The sequence below is a fragment of the Ectobacillus antri genome (genome assembly GCF_003852715.1).
GTDB classification, from domain to species: domain Bacteria; phylum Bacillota; class Bacilli; order Bacillales; family Bacillaceae_G; genus Ectobacillus; species Ectobacillus antri.
Map to the genome: position 1 here is coordinate 52,099 of NZ_RIAV01000012.1, position 14,987 is coordinate 67,085.

General features: G+C 40.5%; 12 protein-coding genes. 4 read left to right on the forward strand and 8 right to left on the reverse strand.

Going from position 1 to position 14,987, the window contains the following annotated elements:
- Positions 1 to 394 precede the first annotated feature (394 nt).
- Together katG and EEJ45_RS11945 are read left to right on the forward strand one after the other, a co-directional pair.
- Positions 395 to 2,578, forward strand: a complete 2,184-nt coding sequence (gene katG / locus EEJ45_RS11940; protein ID WP_124565050.1) for a catalase/peroxidase HPI — start codon at positions 395 to 397, stop codon at positions 2,576 to 2,578.
- A 154-nt stretch (positions 2,579 to 2,732) separates the two neighbouring features.
- Positions 2,733 to 4,115 (forward strand): L-cystine transporter, encoded by a 1,383-nt coding sequence (locus tag EEJ45_RS11945; protein WP_124565051.1) that lies wholly within the window; start codon positions 2,733 to 2,735, stop codon positions 4,113 to 4,115.
- Positions 4,116 to 4,191: 76 nt separating this feature from the next.
- Here the strand turns inward: EEJ45_RS11945 and EEJ45_RS11950 are convergent, their stop codons facing one another.
- The 8 genes from EEJ45_RS11950 to EEJ45_RS11985 all read right to left on the reverse strand — a co-directional run bounded on the left by EEJ45_RS11950 (position 4,192) and on the right by EEJ45_RS11985 (position 11,926).
- Entirely contained in the window at positions 4,192 to 5,652 is a 1,461-nt protein-coding gene (locus EEJ45_RS11950) for an NADP-dependent isocitrate dehydrogenase (RefSeq protein ID WP_124565052.1), read from the reverse strand.
- A 42-nt stretch (positions 5,653 to 5,694) separates the two neighbouring features.
- Positions 5,695 to 5,985 (reverse strand): DUF6407 family protein, encoded by a 291-nt coding sequence (locus EEJ45_RS11955; protein WP_124565053.1) that lies wholly within the window; start codon positions 5,983 to 5,985, stop codon positions 5,695 to 5,697.
- Between the two features lie 38 nt (positions 5,986 to 6,023).
- The gene (locus EEJ45_RS11960) at positions 6,024 to 6,881 is read right to left on the reverse strand and encodes a DUF6671 family protein (RefSeq protein ID WP_124565054.1); all 858 of its coding nucleotides are present in this window, start codon (positions 6,879 to 6,881) and stop codon (positions 6,024 to 6,026) included.
- Positions 6,882 to 7,268: 387 nt separating this feature from the next.
- The gene (gene ilvA, locus EEJ45_RS11965) at positions 7,269 to 8,438 is read right to left on the reverse strand and encodes a threonine ammonia-lyase (protein ID WP_222928031.1); all 1,170 of its coding nucleotides are present in this window, start codon (positions 8,436 to 8,438) and stop codon (positions 7,269 to 7,271) included.
- Between the two features lie 336 nt (positions 8,439 to 8,774).
- Positions 8,775 to 9,143: a hypothetical protein gene (locus tag EEJ45_RS11970; protein ID WP_124565056.1), complete on the reverse strand. Its 369-nt coding sequence runs from the start codon at positions 9,141 to 9,143 to the stop codon at positions 8,775 to 8,777.
- A gap of 57 nt (positions 9,144 to 9,200) precedes the next feature.
- Positions 9,201 to 9,503, reverse strand: a complete 303-nt coding sequence (locus tag EEJ45_RS11975) for a nucleotide pyrophosphohydrolase (protein ID WP_124565057.1) — start codon at positions 9,501 to 9,503, stop codon at positions 9,201 to 9,203.
- Positions 9,504 to 9,631: 128 nt separating this feature from the next.
- Positions 9,632 to 10,495 carry a DegV family protein gene (locus EEJ45_RS11980; RefSeq protein WP_124565058.1) on the reverse strand — a complete coding sequence of 288 codons (864 nt, stop codon included), beginning with the start codon at positions 10,493 to 10,495 and terminating at the stop codon, positions 9,632 to 9,634.
- A 651-nt stretch (positions 10,496 to 11,146) separates the two neighbouring features.
- Positions 11,147 to 11,926 carry a hypothetical protein gene (locus tag EEJ45_RS11985; protein WP_124565059.1) on the reverse strand — a complete coding sequence of 260 codons (780 nt, stop codon included), beginning with the start codon at positions 11,924 to 11,926 and terminating at the stop codon, positions 11,147 to 11,149.
- A 305-nt stretch (positions 11,927 to 12,231) separates the two neighbouring features.
- On the opposite strand from EEJ45_RS11985, the gene EEJ45_RS11990 reads away from it, so the two are divergent.
- A complete protein-coding gene (locus EEJ45_RS11990; RefSeq protein ID WP_124565060.1) occupies positions 12,232 to 12,645 on the forward strand; it encodes a hypothetical protein in 414 nt (137 codons plus the stop codon).
- 214 nt (positions 12,646 to 12,859) lie between these two features.
- Positions 12,860 to 13,681 carry a hypothetical protein gene (locus EEJ45_RS11995; protein ID WP_124565061.1) on the forward strand — a complete coding sequence of 274 codons (822 nt, stop codon included), beginning with the start codon at positions 12,860 to 12,862 and terminating at the stop codon, positions 13,679 to 13,681.
- Positions 13,682 to 14,987: the final 1,306 nt, after the last annotated feature.

A 14,987-nucleotide genomic window follows, 5' to 3' on the forward strand; every position in this document is an offset into this window, starting at 1 on the left:
AAACTATTCTATGAAAATCCCTGTTGTATCCAAATAAAAGTATGCACAACTACTAACACTACCTTATAGTGATAAATACAATCTGGCATTCATAGGTATATATGAGACAATCCTGACTACAACTAGAGAAATCATACAAGAATACAACGCTCTACGTGAGGCATCAAAACATACATATTAAAAACATGTTCCAATGTCTTGATGGAAAGAGGACAAACAGGTGCGCCTAGAGAACAAATGAAGAAAGCATGCCATTCACTCATCTTAAATTTTATAATCATATTTAGATAATAATAATTGTAATTTAAAATTTATTTTAGTATGATTATAAAATAAGAATGATTCTCAATTTTTAGTTTGTATGAAGCTTCATTTCATAAAAGGGGGAGAACATATGCGCACAAAAGATACTGGTAATGCAGGAAAATGCCCGTTTCACCACGGCGGCGCTACGAGTCCAACCTTCAGTGGTACGACAAACCGCGACTGGTGGCCCAATCAATTGAACTTGAATATTCTCCATCAGCATGACAGAAAGTCCAATCCAATGGGAGAAGACTTTGATTATGCTGAGGAATTTAAACAGCTAGATTACTACGCTTTAAAACAGGATCTTCATAATCTGATGACAGCTAGCCAGGATTGGTGGCCTGCCGACTACGGACATTACGGCCCGTTCTTCATTCGGATGGCTTGGCACGCGGCTGGTACATATCGTACCGGCGATGGCCGCGGCGGCGGCGGCACTGGGAACCAGCGCTTCGCTCCACTAAATAGCTGGGCTGACAACAGCAATCTTGATAAAGCGCGCAGACTGCTGTGGCCGATTAAGCAAAAGTATGGCAACAAAATCTCTTGGGCTGACTTGCTGCTTCTAACCGGCAATGTTGCGATTGAGTCGATGGGCGGTAAGACATTCGGCTTTGGAGGCGGACGCGCCGACATTTGGCAGCCAGAGGAAGATATCTACTGGGGTGCGGAAACAGAAATGCTAGGTGATAACCGGTACACAGGCGACCGGGAATTGGAAAACCCGCTCGCGGCGGTGCAAATGGGACTTATTTACGTAAACCCAGAAGGTCCAAACGGCAATCCAGACCCGCTCGCAAGCGCTCATGACATTCGCGAAACATTTGCTCGTATGGGTATGAACGATGAAGAAACCGTTGGGCTTATTGCTGGCGGACATACCTTTGGTAAGGCGCACGGTGCGGGCGATGCCGCTCAAGTGGGCCCGGAGCCAGAAGCCGCTCCAATTGAAGCGCAAGGCTTAGGTTGGCTGAGCACACATGGCAAAGGAAAAGGCCGCGATACCATCACAAGTGGTATCGAAGGTGCTTGGACGGCAAATCCAATACAATGGGATAATGGCTATTTTGACGCGCTCTTTGGATATGAATGGGAGCTTACAAAAAGTCCTGCCGGCGCGCATCAGTGGGTTCCAATTAACCCTGCCAAGGAGCATCTAGCACCTGATGCAGAAGATCCGTCCATTCGTGTTACAACAATCATGACCACTGCGGATATGGCGATGCGCATGGACCCTGCATATGAGAAAATTTCGCGCCGCTTCCATGAAAATCCGGAAGAATTCGCAGATGCATTTGCTCGTGCTTGGTTCAAGCTGCTGCACCGTGACATGGGTCCTCGTTCCCGCTATTTAGGCCCAGAAGTGCCAGAGGAGGAGCTCATTTGGCAAGACCCTGTGCCAGCTGTTGACTACACCTTAACAGAAGATGAAATTGAAAAAATCAAAGTGTTAATTCTAGACTCCGGACTTACCATCAGCGAGCTTGTCACAACCGCTTGGGCCTGTGCTAGCACCTTCCGCGGCTCGGATATGCGCGGCGGTGCAAACGGCGCCCGCATCCGTCTCGCACCACAGAAGAATTGGGAGGTTAATCAGCCGGAGCAGCTTGAAAAGGTACTTGGTGTACTGGAAGAAATCCAAAGCCACCTCGATAAAAAAGTTAGCCTCGCTGATTTGATTGTACTGGGTGGCAGCGCGGCAATTGAAAAGGCGGCATGTGATGCAGGCTTTGATGTGAAGGTTCCGTTCACACCTGGGCGCGGCGATGCATCGCAAGAACAAACAGATGTGGAAAGCTTTGCAGTACTGGAGCCTATTGCTGACGGCTTCCGCAACTACCAGAAGCAACAATACAGCGTAAGCGCAGAAGAGCTTCTTGTCGATAAAGCGCAGCTACTAAACCTTACCGCACCAGAAATGACCGTCCTAATCGGCGGCATGCGTGTCCTTGGCACCAACTATGGCGGCACGAAGCATGGTGTATTTACAAACCGTGTAGGCACGCTTACGAATAACTTCTTTGTAAACCTCCTTGACATGAATGTAGCATGGAGACCAATAGAAGGCGGCGTATACGAAGGTCGCGATCGTAAAACGGGCGAAGTAGTACGAACAGCAACGAGAGTTGACCTCATATTCGGTTCAAACTCTGTTCTACGTGCAATCGCCGAGGTATATGCACAGGACGATAACAAAGAAAAATTTGTACGTGACTTTATCGCTGCATGGGTAAAGGTCATGGATGCTGACCGTTTTGATATCAAATAAAAAGAAACAGCACGCAAGCGCCGTTTTTACGGAAGCTTGCGTGCTGTTTTATTTAAACTTTTACGAATAAGCCCCCCGTCCTCTCATATAATGGCTTTGAACAAGGTAACAAACACCCAAGCATCCTGTTACACACTACGAGAGGGGGAGAAACATGGATATCTTTCTGACTGTTTTGAATATCGCACTGTTTCTTGGACTTATTGCTATTTTATATCGAATGCAACAAAAGCAGGTTTCCTTTTCTAAGCGCGTTTTTGCCGCTTTAGGGTTAGGTCTTATTTTCGGTCTTATTCTGAATCAAGTTTATGGCATAACATCTGAGGTGACAAGCGAATCCATCAATTGGTTTAACATCGTCGGCAGCGGTTATGTAAAGCTCCTGCAGATGATTGTGATGCCGCTCATTTTCGTATCCATTGTAGTTGCTTTCACAAAACTGAAGCTTACCAAAAACATTGGCAAAATCAGTGTCCTTGTTATCGGTATTTTACTTGGCACAACCGCTATTTCATCAGCCATTGGAATTGGTGTTGCTTTAGGCTTTGGCCTTGACGGCATTGAATTAGACCAAGGTGCTGCCGAAACAGCGCGAAATGAATTATTAAAGCCAAGAGCTGCGGCAGTGCAAGAGATGACACTTCCGCAACAAATTGTTGAGTTTCTGCCAAGCAACCCGTTTCAAGATTTAACTGGCGCACGTCCAACATCTACTATCGCGGTTTTAATATTTGCAGCTATTATTGGTCTTGCCTATCTCGGTGTGAATCGCAGAGACCCTGAGCAAGGCGCATTTTTCGCAAAAATCATTGATACACTTTACGCGATTACCATGAGAGTCGTCACCCTCATTCTGCGTTTAACGCCATACGGCATTCTTGCCATTATCACCAAGGTTGCCGCAACAAGCGACTATGATGCCATCGCCAAATTAGGGAAGTTCGTCATTGCTTCATACGTTGCACTGATTCTAATGTTCATCGTGCATCTGCTTTTATTGATGCTCGCAAAACTAAATCCTTCTCAATATGTCAAAAAAGCATTTCCGACTTTAACATTCGCCTTTACGTCACGCACAAGCGCTGGTACGTTACCATTAAACATTAAAACCCAAACAAAGGATCTAGGTGTGTCCGAGGGCATCGCCAACTTCGCCGCCTCCTTTGGACTTTCTATCGGCCAAAATGGCTGCGCCGGCATTTACCCAGCCATGCTAGCAGTCATGGTCGCACCAGCGGCAGGCGTTGATCCAACCAGCTTCTCTTTCATTCTTACACTGATTCTAGTTGTCGCAATTAGCTCATTCGGTGTTGCGGGTGTCGGGGGCGGTGCCACCTTCGCGGCTCTCATCGTCCTATCCGTCATGAATCTTCCGGTAGCCATTGTCGGTCTCCTGATTTCAGTGGAGCCCTTAATCGACATGGGACGTACCGCCTTAAATGTTAGCGGCAGCATGACCGCAGGGGTACTGACAAGTAAGGCGACAGGTGAATTGGATACTGCTGTTTATGCGCAAAAAGAGCTTGCAGAGGCATAAACTTCTAAACAAACGTTTGTTTAAACAGCAAAAGAGGTGGGCTATATGCCCGCCTCTTTATTATGCTAGTCTACTCCTATTGCCCTTGCCCTAATGAATAGCCTCTCTCGCCATTAAACTTGTATAAGTTTTCGATTTTGATAAAGTCTAAATCGATTTGATAAATTCGGTTTAACAGCTCCACAATTTCTTTGTTGCTATTTCCTAGCACCTCGTTACATTCAAATCGGCAACGCCAGTGATCTGTTGTAAATGTTTCTGGAAAGCCTTGCGGATATACCTTTACGCCCCGATTTGTAATCAACGCCAAATTGAAATGCGGACCAGCTACTTCCTCTAGCTTTTTCCCAATCTCGTTAGGAGTAAGCTCATTGTTAAACAGAAACACATCTACTCCAACTAACTCACGAACCACATCTGGTTTCGGACGATTCTTTACCGCTGGATCACTTTGAAATTGTGTAGCTTCCTTAGATGCTACAGCCTTATACTTGATTGGTGTATACGTAATAGGCTGTTGACCCAATCTTTGAATGACCGCTTCTGCAAACTCCATTGTCCCAACGGAACGGCCGCCCTTCGCGATATCTACCGTATGAATACCATCTTCTAATGTTTTTAACCATGCGTTATGAATACGAGCAGCCACCTCAGGCTGACCAATATGAACGAGCATCATAATCGCGCCGTGAATAAGACCTGATGGATTGGCGATACCCTTACCTGCGATATCTGGCGCACTGCCATGAATCGCTTCAAACATCGCAATCTGGTCGCCGATGTTAGCAGAACCGGCAAGCCCTACACTGCCTGTTAGCTGCGCGGCTACATCAGATGCGATATCTCCATACAGGTTAGGCATAACAATCACATCAAAGTCTTGTGGCGCATCCGCAATTTTCGCCATGCCAATATCAATAATCCAATGTTCTGTCGCAATTTCCGGGTACTCCTTAGCAACCTCTTTAAATACTTTATGAAACAGACCATCCGTTAATTTCATAATGTTGTCTTTCGTAAAGCACGTTACTTTTTTTCGATTATTTTTTCTTGCATACTCAAACGCATACCTTACGATTTTTTCCGTTCCCGGACGGGTAATCAATTTAAGACATTGCACAACTTCCGGTGTTTGTTGGTGTTCAATTCCCGCATACAAATCTTCTTCATTTTCACGGATAATCACAAGATTCATATTTGGATGCTTTGTTTCCACAAACGGTGCATAGGAAACATTCGGCCGCACATTAGCATACAATCCTAATGTTTTTCGAATGGTTACATTTAAGCTTTTATACCCTCCGCCTTGCGGTGTTGTAATAGGTCCTTTTAAAAACACCTTTGTCCGTCTAAGTGATTCCCAAGCCTCTTCCGGTATGCCCGAGGTATTACCTGACAAATATACACTTTCCCCAATATCAATAAACTCCGGCTGAATCATAGCTCCCGCGCATTCTAAAATTCGCAGTGTTGCATCCATGATTTCAGGTCCAATTCCATCCCCTCTGGCAATTGTAACAGGTTGTTTATATGTCATGACTATTCTCCCCCCATAGATTAGTTGTTTCTACTGTCTGACTTAATACTCTCTTATGACACGCCCCTCATACACCTCTTCAATATCAAAATCTCTATCACTCCCTGCCGCAAATCCCGCGATTTTAGATAAAAGGTTTTCCTCCGCCATAGAGTATATATAGATAAATGGTACGAGCCCCTGTACGGTCTCTTCCATTCGCTCATAAGACTTAAACTTATAAAAATCAATGGCTTTTGCTACTACTTGTCTGATGCACTTTAGATGTTCCTTATCATAATTGTCTATTTCAGCAATCGTCTGTTTTACAAAATTCTCTAAGTTTGTACTCATTACATACTCCTTTATCATCAGTTTCTCATTGCTTGTAGCTAAGGGTTACAAAAAAAGCATTGAGACGGATCGGCAAATTGCTTACCGCTTGGATATAGTCTTTCCTCAATCTCTCCGCACTTCTTACACCTATAAATCTCTGCTTGTATTAGCTTTGTTTTGAGCCCACAGCACCTACATAAAAGCCCCTCTCTTCTTTCCACTACCTCAAACCCAGGATAAGAACATCTTGAGCAAAGGCTGTATATCTTCCGTATCAAATCCTCAGTGGCTGCCTGTATATGCTTCATTCTAGTTGGATTGTATAATGCACGCATGTCGGTCTCAATAATAACTTCTTCATTGCTATACTTGTTTTGCATATACGTCATAACTTCATCCAACTGTTCTTTTTCTATAATGCCCTTTATGATTTCGTGATTGGCTCTTACAACGACCGCATGCTCTGGAAATCCAACTGCTTCACAGAATGCATACGCCTCCTCACGACTTTTCATCGGAAGATACTGATAATTTGTATCTGTTGTAATTGCTTCCCCAAATAGTTCAAACTTATTCTCTTGATCCAGTAAGAACACCATTTCGCGATTATATGGAAGCCAGGGCATGACAGGGTGGGGGCCAAATACACCTTCACTTGCTATAGCTAGCGTCTCACCTGACAACTCTATCGCATACCTCGCTTTCAGCTTGGCGGTCTCTGCCTGATCTCCTACCCTCTCAATATCGCGGGTAAATGTGCCAAACTGATCTGTGTCTAGATTTATTGGTACTTTTATCTTAATCCCAAGCTGTTCTTCTAACAGGGGTGACATCACTTTTTCCTTATGATGCATCGTAGCTAAAACACCAATTCTGCGATTAAAAAAGGTGTGAATGATTTCTTTTTTGTTCATCACAGCTCCCCCTCCGATTTGAAATCTTGAAATAAAAAAACCGACAATTTAGGAACAGTGATGGAACACCACTGCTTTCCTGAATTGTCGGTTTATCTTTAACGAACCTGACGTCTTTTAAAGATCTCCCTAAAATACCGTACGCGTATAAACGCTTACATCGGTATAAAGACTGCTTGCTTTTTCATGCTGTCAAATCCTATTTAACAACATGCTAAAGCATCAAGATATATAACGTAATATCTCTCAAATCTTTTTTCAAAATTATATCTTCTATTCCCAATAGTGTCAATAAACTATACAATAAAGGGTATTTTACTATATTATTTATTCGTATTTCAGCGGGATGTGCACATATGAAAAGGGAAACAAAAGAAGATAATTTTCTCACATATTTTCAAAAAGAGTACCATCAATTTGTACATGATATCCCTTGCTTTTTAAATCGTTATGTAACCGCTCGATATGCTCCTGGTCCTTTGTTTCAACAGAAATTTCAAGCTGAGAAAATCCAGGATAAATATGCTTGCCGATATGCTCAAGGTTGATATCCTGCACATTCGCATGTAAACCAGTAATCGAATTCAACACCTTTTCAAGCTCGCCCGGCTTATCTTTTAATGGTATTGAAAAATGCACATACCGTCCCGATTCCACCAAGCCACGTTCGATGATTCTTGCGATAAAGTTAACATCCACATTTCCACCGCTTAAAACAGCCGTTACTTTTTTACCTGCTACAGGTAATTTGCCGTAAATAAGCGCAGCTAGCGAACTCGCACCTGAGCCTTCGACTAACAGCTTATTTCGCTCCAATACCAAAAGCATCGTTCGCGCAATTTCCATTTCATCGACACACACGATGTCATCCACATAGTCTTTGATCACCTCAAACGTTTTGTTTCCGGGCTTTTTTACAGCTATCCCATCTGCCATCGTCGGAGTTGCTTCCACCATGACTGGTTTTTTCGCTAACAAGGAGGTTTTCATGCTAGGACAAGCGAGAGTTTGCACACCGTACACAGCCACATGCGGGTTCATTTGCTTCGCAGCCATAGCCACGCCCGCAATCAGACCGCCGCCGCCGACAGGACAAATAATCGCATCCACATCCGGCAGCTGCTCCATAATTTCAACGCCAACCGTCCCTTGCCCCACAATGACTTCCTCATCATCAAACGCATGAATAAACGTGCCTCCAATTTGATCGCAGTAGGCCAAGGCATAGGCAAGAGCCTCATCAAAAACCTCTCCTTCCAATATAACCTTAGCACCATACTCCCTCGTCGCAAGCACCTTACTCAGCGGCGCCCCCTTAGGCATCACAATCGTACAAGGTATGCCGAGCATTTGACTCGAATACGCAACACCCTGCGCATGATTCCCAGCAGAAGCTGCCACTACTCCTTTTTCCAGCTCTTCTCTAGCTAGGGAGACCAACTTATTATAAGAGCCTCTCACTTTAAAAGAACCTGTTTTTTGCAGATTCTCCAGTTTTAAATACACTTCATTCTGTGAAAGATTACTAAACGTCCTTGAATAATCCATCGGCGTCATATGGACAACACTTTTTAATTTATCTCTTGCGGCTAAGATATCTTCTAATTTCAAACAGGAATCCCCCTATCCTAACAAGCTACTTTTAGCGTACTTTCCATTTGTTATGAATTACAGTTAAATTCCCCTATTTTGCTGGGATAATACGTGGTATGGGACGCAATCAAAAAAGCTGCTAAGGTAAGCAGCTTTTTAAACTATTGAGTCTTATCGTTGACGAATATCAATCCACCAACGGTCTGCAGCATTCATATCTTCGGTATGACTACTACCACTGTAATGGAAAGCCTTTAGGAATTACCCTTTAAAGAACAAAAAGGGGACACTGCGCCTTCTCTACACATTTCTTTTTGCAAATTCCTCATTTAATAAATCCCTTGCTACATACATAGCTCGCAAAATGTTTTGAAACCGCGTATAAGTCGATGTTCCCTCAGCATATTTCCGCTGCCCTTTGTCGCTTTTACTAATAATAGAGGAAATGGGAGTGATGGCTTTCATAATCTCTTCCCGGGCATATTCTTGCAGCGTCTCATCTCTTGTAATCACCGCTTGGGAGATTTGTAATGCTTTCATTCTGCTTTGCAATAAGGAGTGCTGAGAAGCTCCCTCCTCAAATTTTAATTGCATCTTTTCACAGTTGCGAATCGATGAAGATATCACATGTAACGCATGTTGAAGTTCTTCGCTTGTATAGTGAGACATACTGATAGCCTCCGTTTTCTTTCATATAGTTCTGTTGAGTTTACTAATTTCAAACAATTATTTCTCTCGATTCACTGGATATTTTAGCGCGTTCTTCTCCATTTTCTTAAACGCTTCCTCAATCAAATCTACATCCATTTTGTCTGCTAGCTGTAGTAGATATATAAATACATCGGCCATCTCTTCTTTAATATTCTCTGACGACGCATCAAGCGCCTCTTCACTACTAATCCATTGAAAATTTTCTAAAAGCTCGTTTGCTTCTAACGATATGGAAATTGCCAAGTCCTTCTCGTTATGATAAGGTCCCCAGCCGCGCTCATCTCTAAACTTACGAATTTCTTTTATAAGCTCTTTCATCTATAACTCCCCCATCCTATTTATGTAAATATATTCTATTTTATCACCAGTCTCCTTATATATAAAAGGAGTAAGGCAAATACCTGCCTTACTCCCGCCAATCCATTGTATTCACGTTACCACTCTGCTTATTTCTCCACAAAAAACATAGATATCGCACCTAAGCCAACATGAGTTCCCACAGACACACCCATCTGCATAATATAGATCTCTCCTGAGAAATCTGTATCCTTTTGCAGAATTGCTTTTAAATTTTCAGCAATTGTCCTATCGGATGTATAACCGATAATAATAAAATCTGTGACAGTTGCATCATTTCGTTTTATAAACTCTTGGACGTAGTGTTTGAGAACTCTTTTCAATCCTCTTTCTTTCCCGACTATCGCTCCTCTTCCATCCTTCATGCTCATAATCGGTTTAATCATTAAAATCTTTCCTATAATTGCACTAGAATTGCTGAGTCTGCCGCTTTTAATCAAATGATTGAGGTCATCCACAGACAAGAAATGCTTTACCTTTTTCTTAAAACTTTCGTTAAAACTTACGAGCTCCTCAAATGAGGCTCCCTTTTCTCTCATCATGGCGCTTTTCAGAACCAGCCAGCCACTTCCATGGCTCATACATTTTGAATCTACGACATGTATTTTCACATGCGAGTCTGGCTGCTCCTCAAAGAAGTAATCCTTAGCCAACACAGCTGACTGATACGCACCGCTTGTACCGCTCGACATGCATATACATAACACTTCTTTATAGCCGCTCTCGACGGCCTCCTTCATAATCTTCAAATACTCCGCAGGACTTGGCATCCCTGTAGTCGGAAATTCAGGTAACGCTTCCAACATTCCATAAAACGCATCCGGCTGAATATCTATTCTGTCTCTATATATTTTTCCGCCTATATCAATTGTAAGTGGTGCTAAGCTGATATCGTACTTCTCCAGTACTTCATCAGATAAATCACATGTTGAATCAGCCATAATTTTTATCATTCGTATCCCCCAGGACGTATATTCGCATTTCCTACAGTACAAGCCACCGTTAAAAGAAAAAGCATGATTCCATCGTACATGGAATCATGCCTTTTGACCATCTAATAAAATGTGACAGTTTTTTGTTTTGGGTTATCAATGAGGTGTTTCTACGTTTTAGTGTATCCTCAACTAGCAAATCAAAATCTCCATGCATGTTTTCAGCAAGCTCCCTGCTTGGAAACTGTTACGTTTATTCTCCTGAAAGCATCAAACTTTGAACAAATATGCGTTTTAGGGTATAACGCTAGGCTCGCAGACCACGAGAGCGCGTTCATCTTAGGTTTGGTGTACCGCAAGAACGCCTCCTGGGACACCTGTGAACAGAAAACTAGGGCTTGGTGCTCCGCAAGAGCGCCTCCTGGGACACCTGCATGCGCAAAACTTGCCTTTGCTGCTCCGCAACACCTTCTCCCGGGACACCGGCGCGCGGATAACTTGCGTTTGGTGCTCCCTCCGCAAGCAAGATCTATCAAACGTCCTTTATATTTGCCTCTAAAACCATATTAATTAGGGTACAGATGTAAAAATAAGACCACTGCTGAAATCCCTTCAAATTGAGGGTTTCAGTAGTGGTCGTTGTGACATAGTTTGTTTATATGTTGATACTACTCAGACAAGTGTTTTCGTGTACTTCCTATGTTTTGTCCGGACAAACTCAATTTCGTCTTCCTGCACCAATTCTAGCTGATAATATGTGTTAAAGCGCTGGCTGACGCTTGTTTTAATGAGCTCAGGTGGACTTACGACAATCCATTGGAAGTTAAATAAAGAAGGAACTGCAAAAATTGGGTCAAGAGTGTGTTCTCTTTGTTTTTTTTGCATCCAGCGATTGGCCACGATATTAGGATTTGCACGTATCTCTTGAATGAGCGCGGTGTTAATGGCCGCCTGAGTGAAGGAACTTTCTACGTGCGTTTGAATAAGACGTTGCGCATCTTCTAGATCTCTTAATTGTGCATGAAGCAGGTCTACAAGCTTCTTGTTCTCGTCTTGTTCCTTCATACATAGTTGCAGTTGTTCCTTTTTTTCTTGCTTAAACGCTGCAAGATCTTTGATTTGAATCACGATAGCTTCTCTTTCATGATTTTCTTTTATACGCTTTGCGCATCGCTCTTGCTCTTTGATGGTTTGCGACTTTTCTACTTGAAGACCATGTAGAACTGTACCAAGCTGCTGTACGGCATCTCTTATGTGCGAACCTTCGCGTTTATATTCTTCCTCTATTCGTTTCAACTGCTGTATACTTTGCTCTGGTATTGGATGAGCGCGCCAATCCGTTACAATCTTATCTAGCTGCTCTATGAAAGTATGAACAGATTTGGACTGATTTTTCTGCCGCTCGTGTAAAACTGCTACTTCTGCATTCCTATTAACTTGCGCATGTTTCAATCGTTCCCATATTTTAAACTGATACGTTAGTTGCCTTGTTGGTGTTTGCTCCGAATCAAATATTCCTTCCTTCGGCTGTATATGTTGCGGATTAGGAAGGTTAATTGTATTGTCAAATTCACGAAAGGTAGCAATTACACATCATTTGTATAGAAATGAGTTTCAAGACAAAATAAATTAATATTTGTAAAAAGAAAATATAAAAATGTCAAATATTTAAGAAAAGTGTAGATAATTCTAATTTCTTGTTGTATTATGTATTTGCCTATGGAAATTGTAATATTAATCAAAAGGAGGAATTATTTGTGAAAAAAATAAAAAGATTGGTAATTCCAGTTTTAACTGCTGCATTTGGTGTAGGTTTGTTTTCAGCAACAAGTGTATATGCGCTTCGAGATATTGACCCAATCGATTTCTATGTAAGCTATTCATATGATAAGGATGTTCCAGGTGATGCTTATAAAGTACATGATGGACAGACTGATGCTGGGAAATATGTAGTAAATCTGACAGAAAGCCCTGGTTCTGCAAATGTAACTACTACCCTACATAACGTAGATCATGCTTATAGAGGATCTGGCATTGTTCAGAGAGGAACAAGAGCATCATTCTACAATGTAGGGTATGCTGGTTATACATACCATTTAAATCTTAAAAGAACTTATAGTGGTGGAGATATCTATGTTAAGGGTTCATGGTCTCCTGACTCACAAGATTAAGTAATATAATAAAGACATAGGCAGGAAAGAAGTCAAAATTGCTGGTTCTATAAATGCTTTCAATGTAGTTTATGATTGTCTAACGATAGGATTGACATGGTTCAACCTGTATCTTTAACTCATAAAACTACCTTTAGATCGCTTTTTATAAAACTAATTATTTTGACTATTTTCTTTATATAACACATTATTAATTTTCTCCAGGGAGGCAGTTATGCAAAGTATTTTTCGAAAGAGATTAATTAATAGATACAGTATTAGTTCATTCACATTTTTCACTTTTACTCTTTTTATATCCTTTTTTTTATCAAGCAGTATTATAGAATCTATATTTCTCTATGACTACAGTAGTGGTGATTTGGCAGGAAAAGGAAGACTCTTTTTAGCTAAAAATTATTTCTCTAACGCAACTTGGGAACTAATGGTTTTTGACAGCATGTACTATTCCTTGTTTATCTTTACCTTACCTGCTACATTACCAGTCATACAATTTTATAATGAGGGCAGAGGGTACCTGTTATATACATACGGAAGAGTGAAGAATTACAAAAGGATGTTATATAAAACTATTCTGTTGTACTCATTTATATCGGGACTTTGTTTTGCTTGTCCTCAGCTGATATTTTATATATTTACAGCTTGGTTCAATCCTAATTATGTCAATGAAAATCTAGGAATATTTAAGAGTGTTAGCGCTTTCCTACCTGCTAATGATGCAATTTCATATTTTATATATGTTTGTTTCATAGTAAATTTTCTTTTTGGCTTTATTTACGGTTTCTTCGCATGTGCAGTCGCTCTATGGACAGAAAAAGCTTATTTTGTGGTTCTAATTCCATTCGTCTATTATCTTGTCCTATCAAATCTAGCTGCATCTTTTCATCTTGAGTTAGTTTCACCATTGTTGGGAATCCTATATAACTCTTACAGTGATGTTTCAATATCTCAAATTTCAGTTCCATTGCTGATTCCTTTGTTAATGGGGATTTTACTTATTATGTTACATCTCAGAAAAGGTGATAAATTTGGCATATAAACATAGTTTCTTAAAGGCGCTTTTATTATCCTATCTCTACTACTGTATAGTTTTTACATTTCCATACAGTATGAAAATTTCACCTAATTTATTTATAGGGGATAATTTAAATTCATTTACATCATTTTTTTTATTGTATCTTATTTTCATAAATAACTTTCAAGCCTTCTTTTCAAATAGTATGTTTTTAGCAAGGAATAAAAGCTTCTATTCTACTGTACTTAGAATACTCAAGAGTTTATTGCCAATGAACATTTTATATACATTGGTTTTTATAATCGTTATAAACATTGTGAACTTTCAACATTTTGGTAGGATAGACTTGCTCTATACCATCAAATTCTTTGTTTTAATTAACCTGTGTTTTATATTGTTAAATTTTATAAGTGTTATATTTAGAATATTATGGGGAGGAACCGCCTCTTTAATTGGGGGATTGTCCCTTGTCGTATTAAACATCTTCTCCATTCTTTACAAAAAAGAGGGACAAGACTTCTTGTATATGCCACTGTCTTTGCACGAAGCTCCAACTAGTACATTACAGGATTTACTGAAACTAGTGATGATATTATTCCTATATGCTAGTTTAGCGTTCCTGTTCATCTTTCTTATCAAGAAAATATACTATGGAAGGAAAAAACATGTTCTTTAGAATATTAATGTTTCTGCTAATAATTATAACATCGTTCAGTGTGCTGCTTAATATTAATATAGATGATCTGCTAAAGTACCCTATTGATAACAGTATTTCTAGGCAATTAGGTCTTTTCATTAAAGTCTGGGGAAATACTCAAATTAAAGATTTAGATGTTTACTACCATTTTGGTATTCTAGGTGCTATACGCCCCTTTACTATATTGTTCCTAGGTGTTACCTTTGCGACCTTCTCTTTTATGAGAGTGCCAGAAAATCATTTCTTTTTCACCTTACATAGAAGGAATAAACTATGTAGCTACTGCTTGTACCAGTCACGTATTATTTTTCAGGAGACTGTAAGATATATGGCTATATGGACTAGTTGTACATTGTTATATATCTCTTATCATTATTTTATCGAGCATGCACCTCTTTATTTCACACCAAAATACGCAAAATTATTCGGGATGCATACGGTATTAGAATTTATGTACATTCTCAATACTAGTTTTATATGCCTGTTATTAACTCTCTTATTTTCAAGAATAGTCGCCCTAACATTTACTATAATTGGGACATTACTTGTAATTTATTTAGATTTAAATCTTATGAATGTAAATATCATTCTTTTTGATTATACTAATCAATTTTTAGATAGCTTTAGCATTCA

Excerpts from the sequence above, each read along its gene's own strand:
- katG (WP_124565050.1), top strand. The coding sequence starts at position 395 with ATGCGCACAAAAGATACTGGTAATGCAGGAAAATGCCCGTTTCACCAC.
- EEJ45_RS11945 (WP_124565051.1), top strand. The coding sequence starts at position 2,733 with ATGGATATCTTTCTGACTGTTTTGAATATCGCACTGTTTCTTGGACTT.
- EEJ45_RS11950 (WP_124565052.1), bottom strand. The coding sequence starts at position 5,652 with ATGACATATAAACAACCTGTTACAATTGCCAGAGGGGATGGAATTGGA.
- EEJ45_RS11955 (WP_124565053.1), bottom strand. The coding sequence starts at position 5,985 with ATGAGTACAAACTTAGAGAATTTTGTAAAACAGACGATTGCTGAAATA.
- EEJ45_RS11960 (WP_124565054.1), bottom strand. The coding sequence starts at position 6,881 with ATGAACAAAAAAGAAATCATTCACACCTTTTTTAATCGCAGAATTGGT.
- ilvA (WP_222928031.1), bottom strand. The coding sequence starts at position 8,438 with ATGACGCCGATGGATTATTCAAGGACGTTTAGTAATCTTTCACAGAAT.
- EEJ45_RS11970 (WP_124565056.1), bottom strand. The coding sequence starts at position 9,143 with ATGTCTCACTATACAAGCGAAGAACTTCAACATGCGTTACATGTGATA.
- EEJ45_RS11975 (WP_124565057.1), bottom strand. The coding sequence starts at position 9,503 with ATGAAAGAGCTTATAAAAGAAATTCGTAAGTTTAGAGATGAGCGCGGC.
- EEJ45_RS11980 (WP_124565058.1), bottom strand. The coding sequence starts at position 10,495 with ATGATAAAAATTATGGCTGATTCAACATGTGATTTATCTGATGAAGTA.
- EEJ45_RS11995 (WP_124565061.1), top strand. The coding sequence starts at position 12,860 with ATGCAAAGTATTTTTCGAAAGAGATTAATTAATAGATACAGTATTAGT.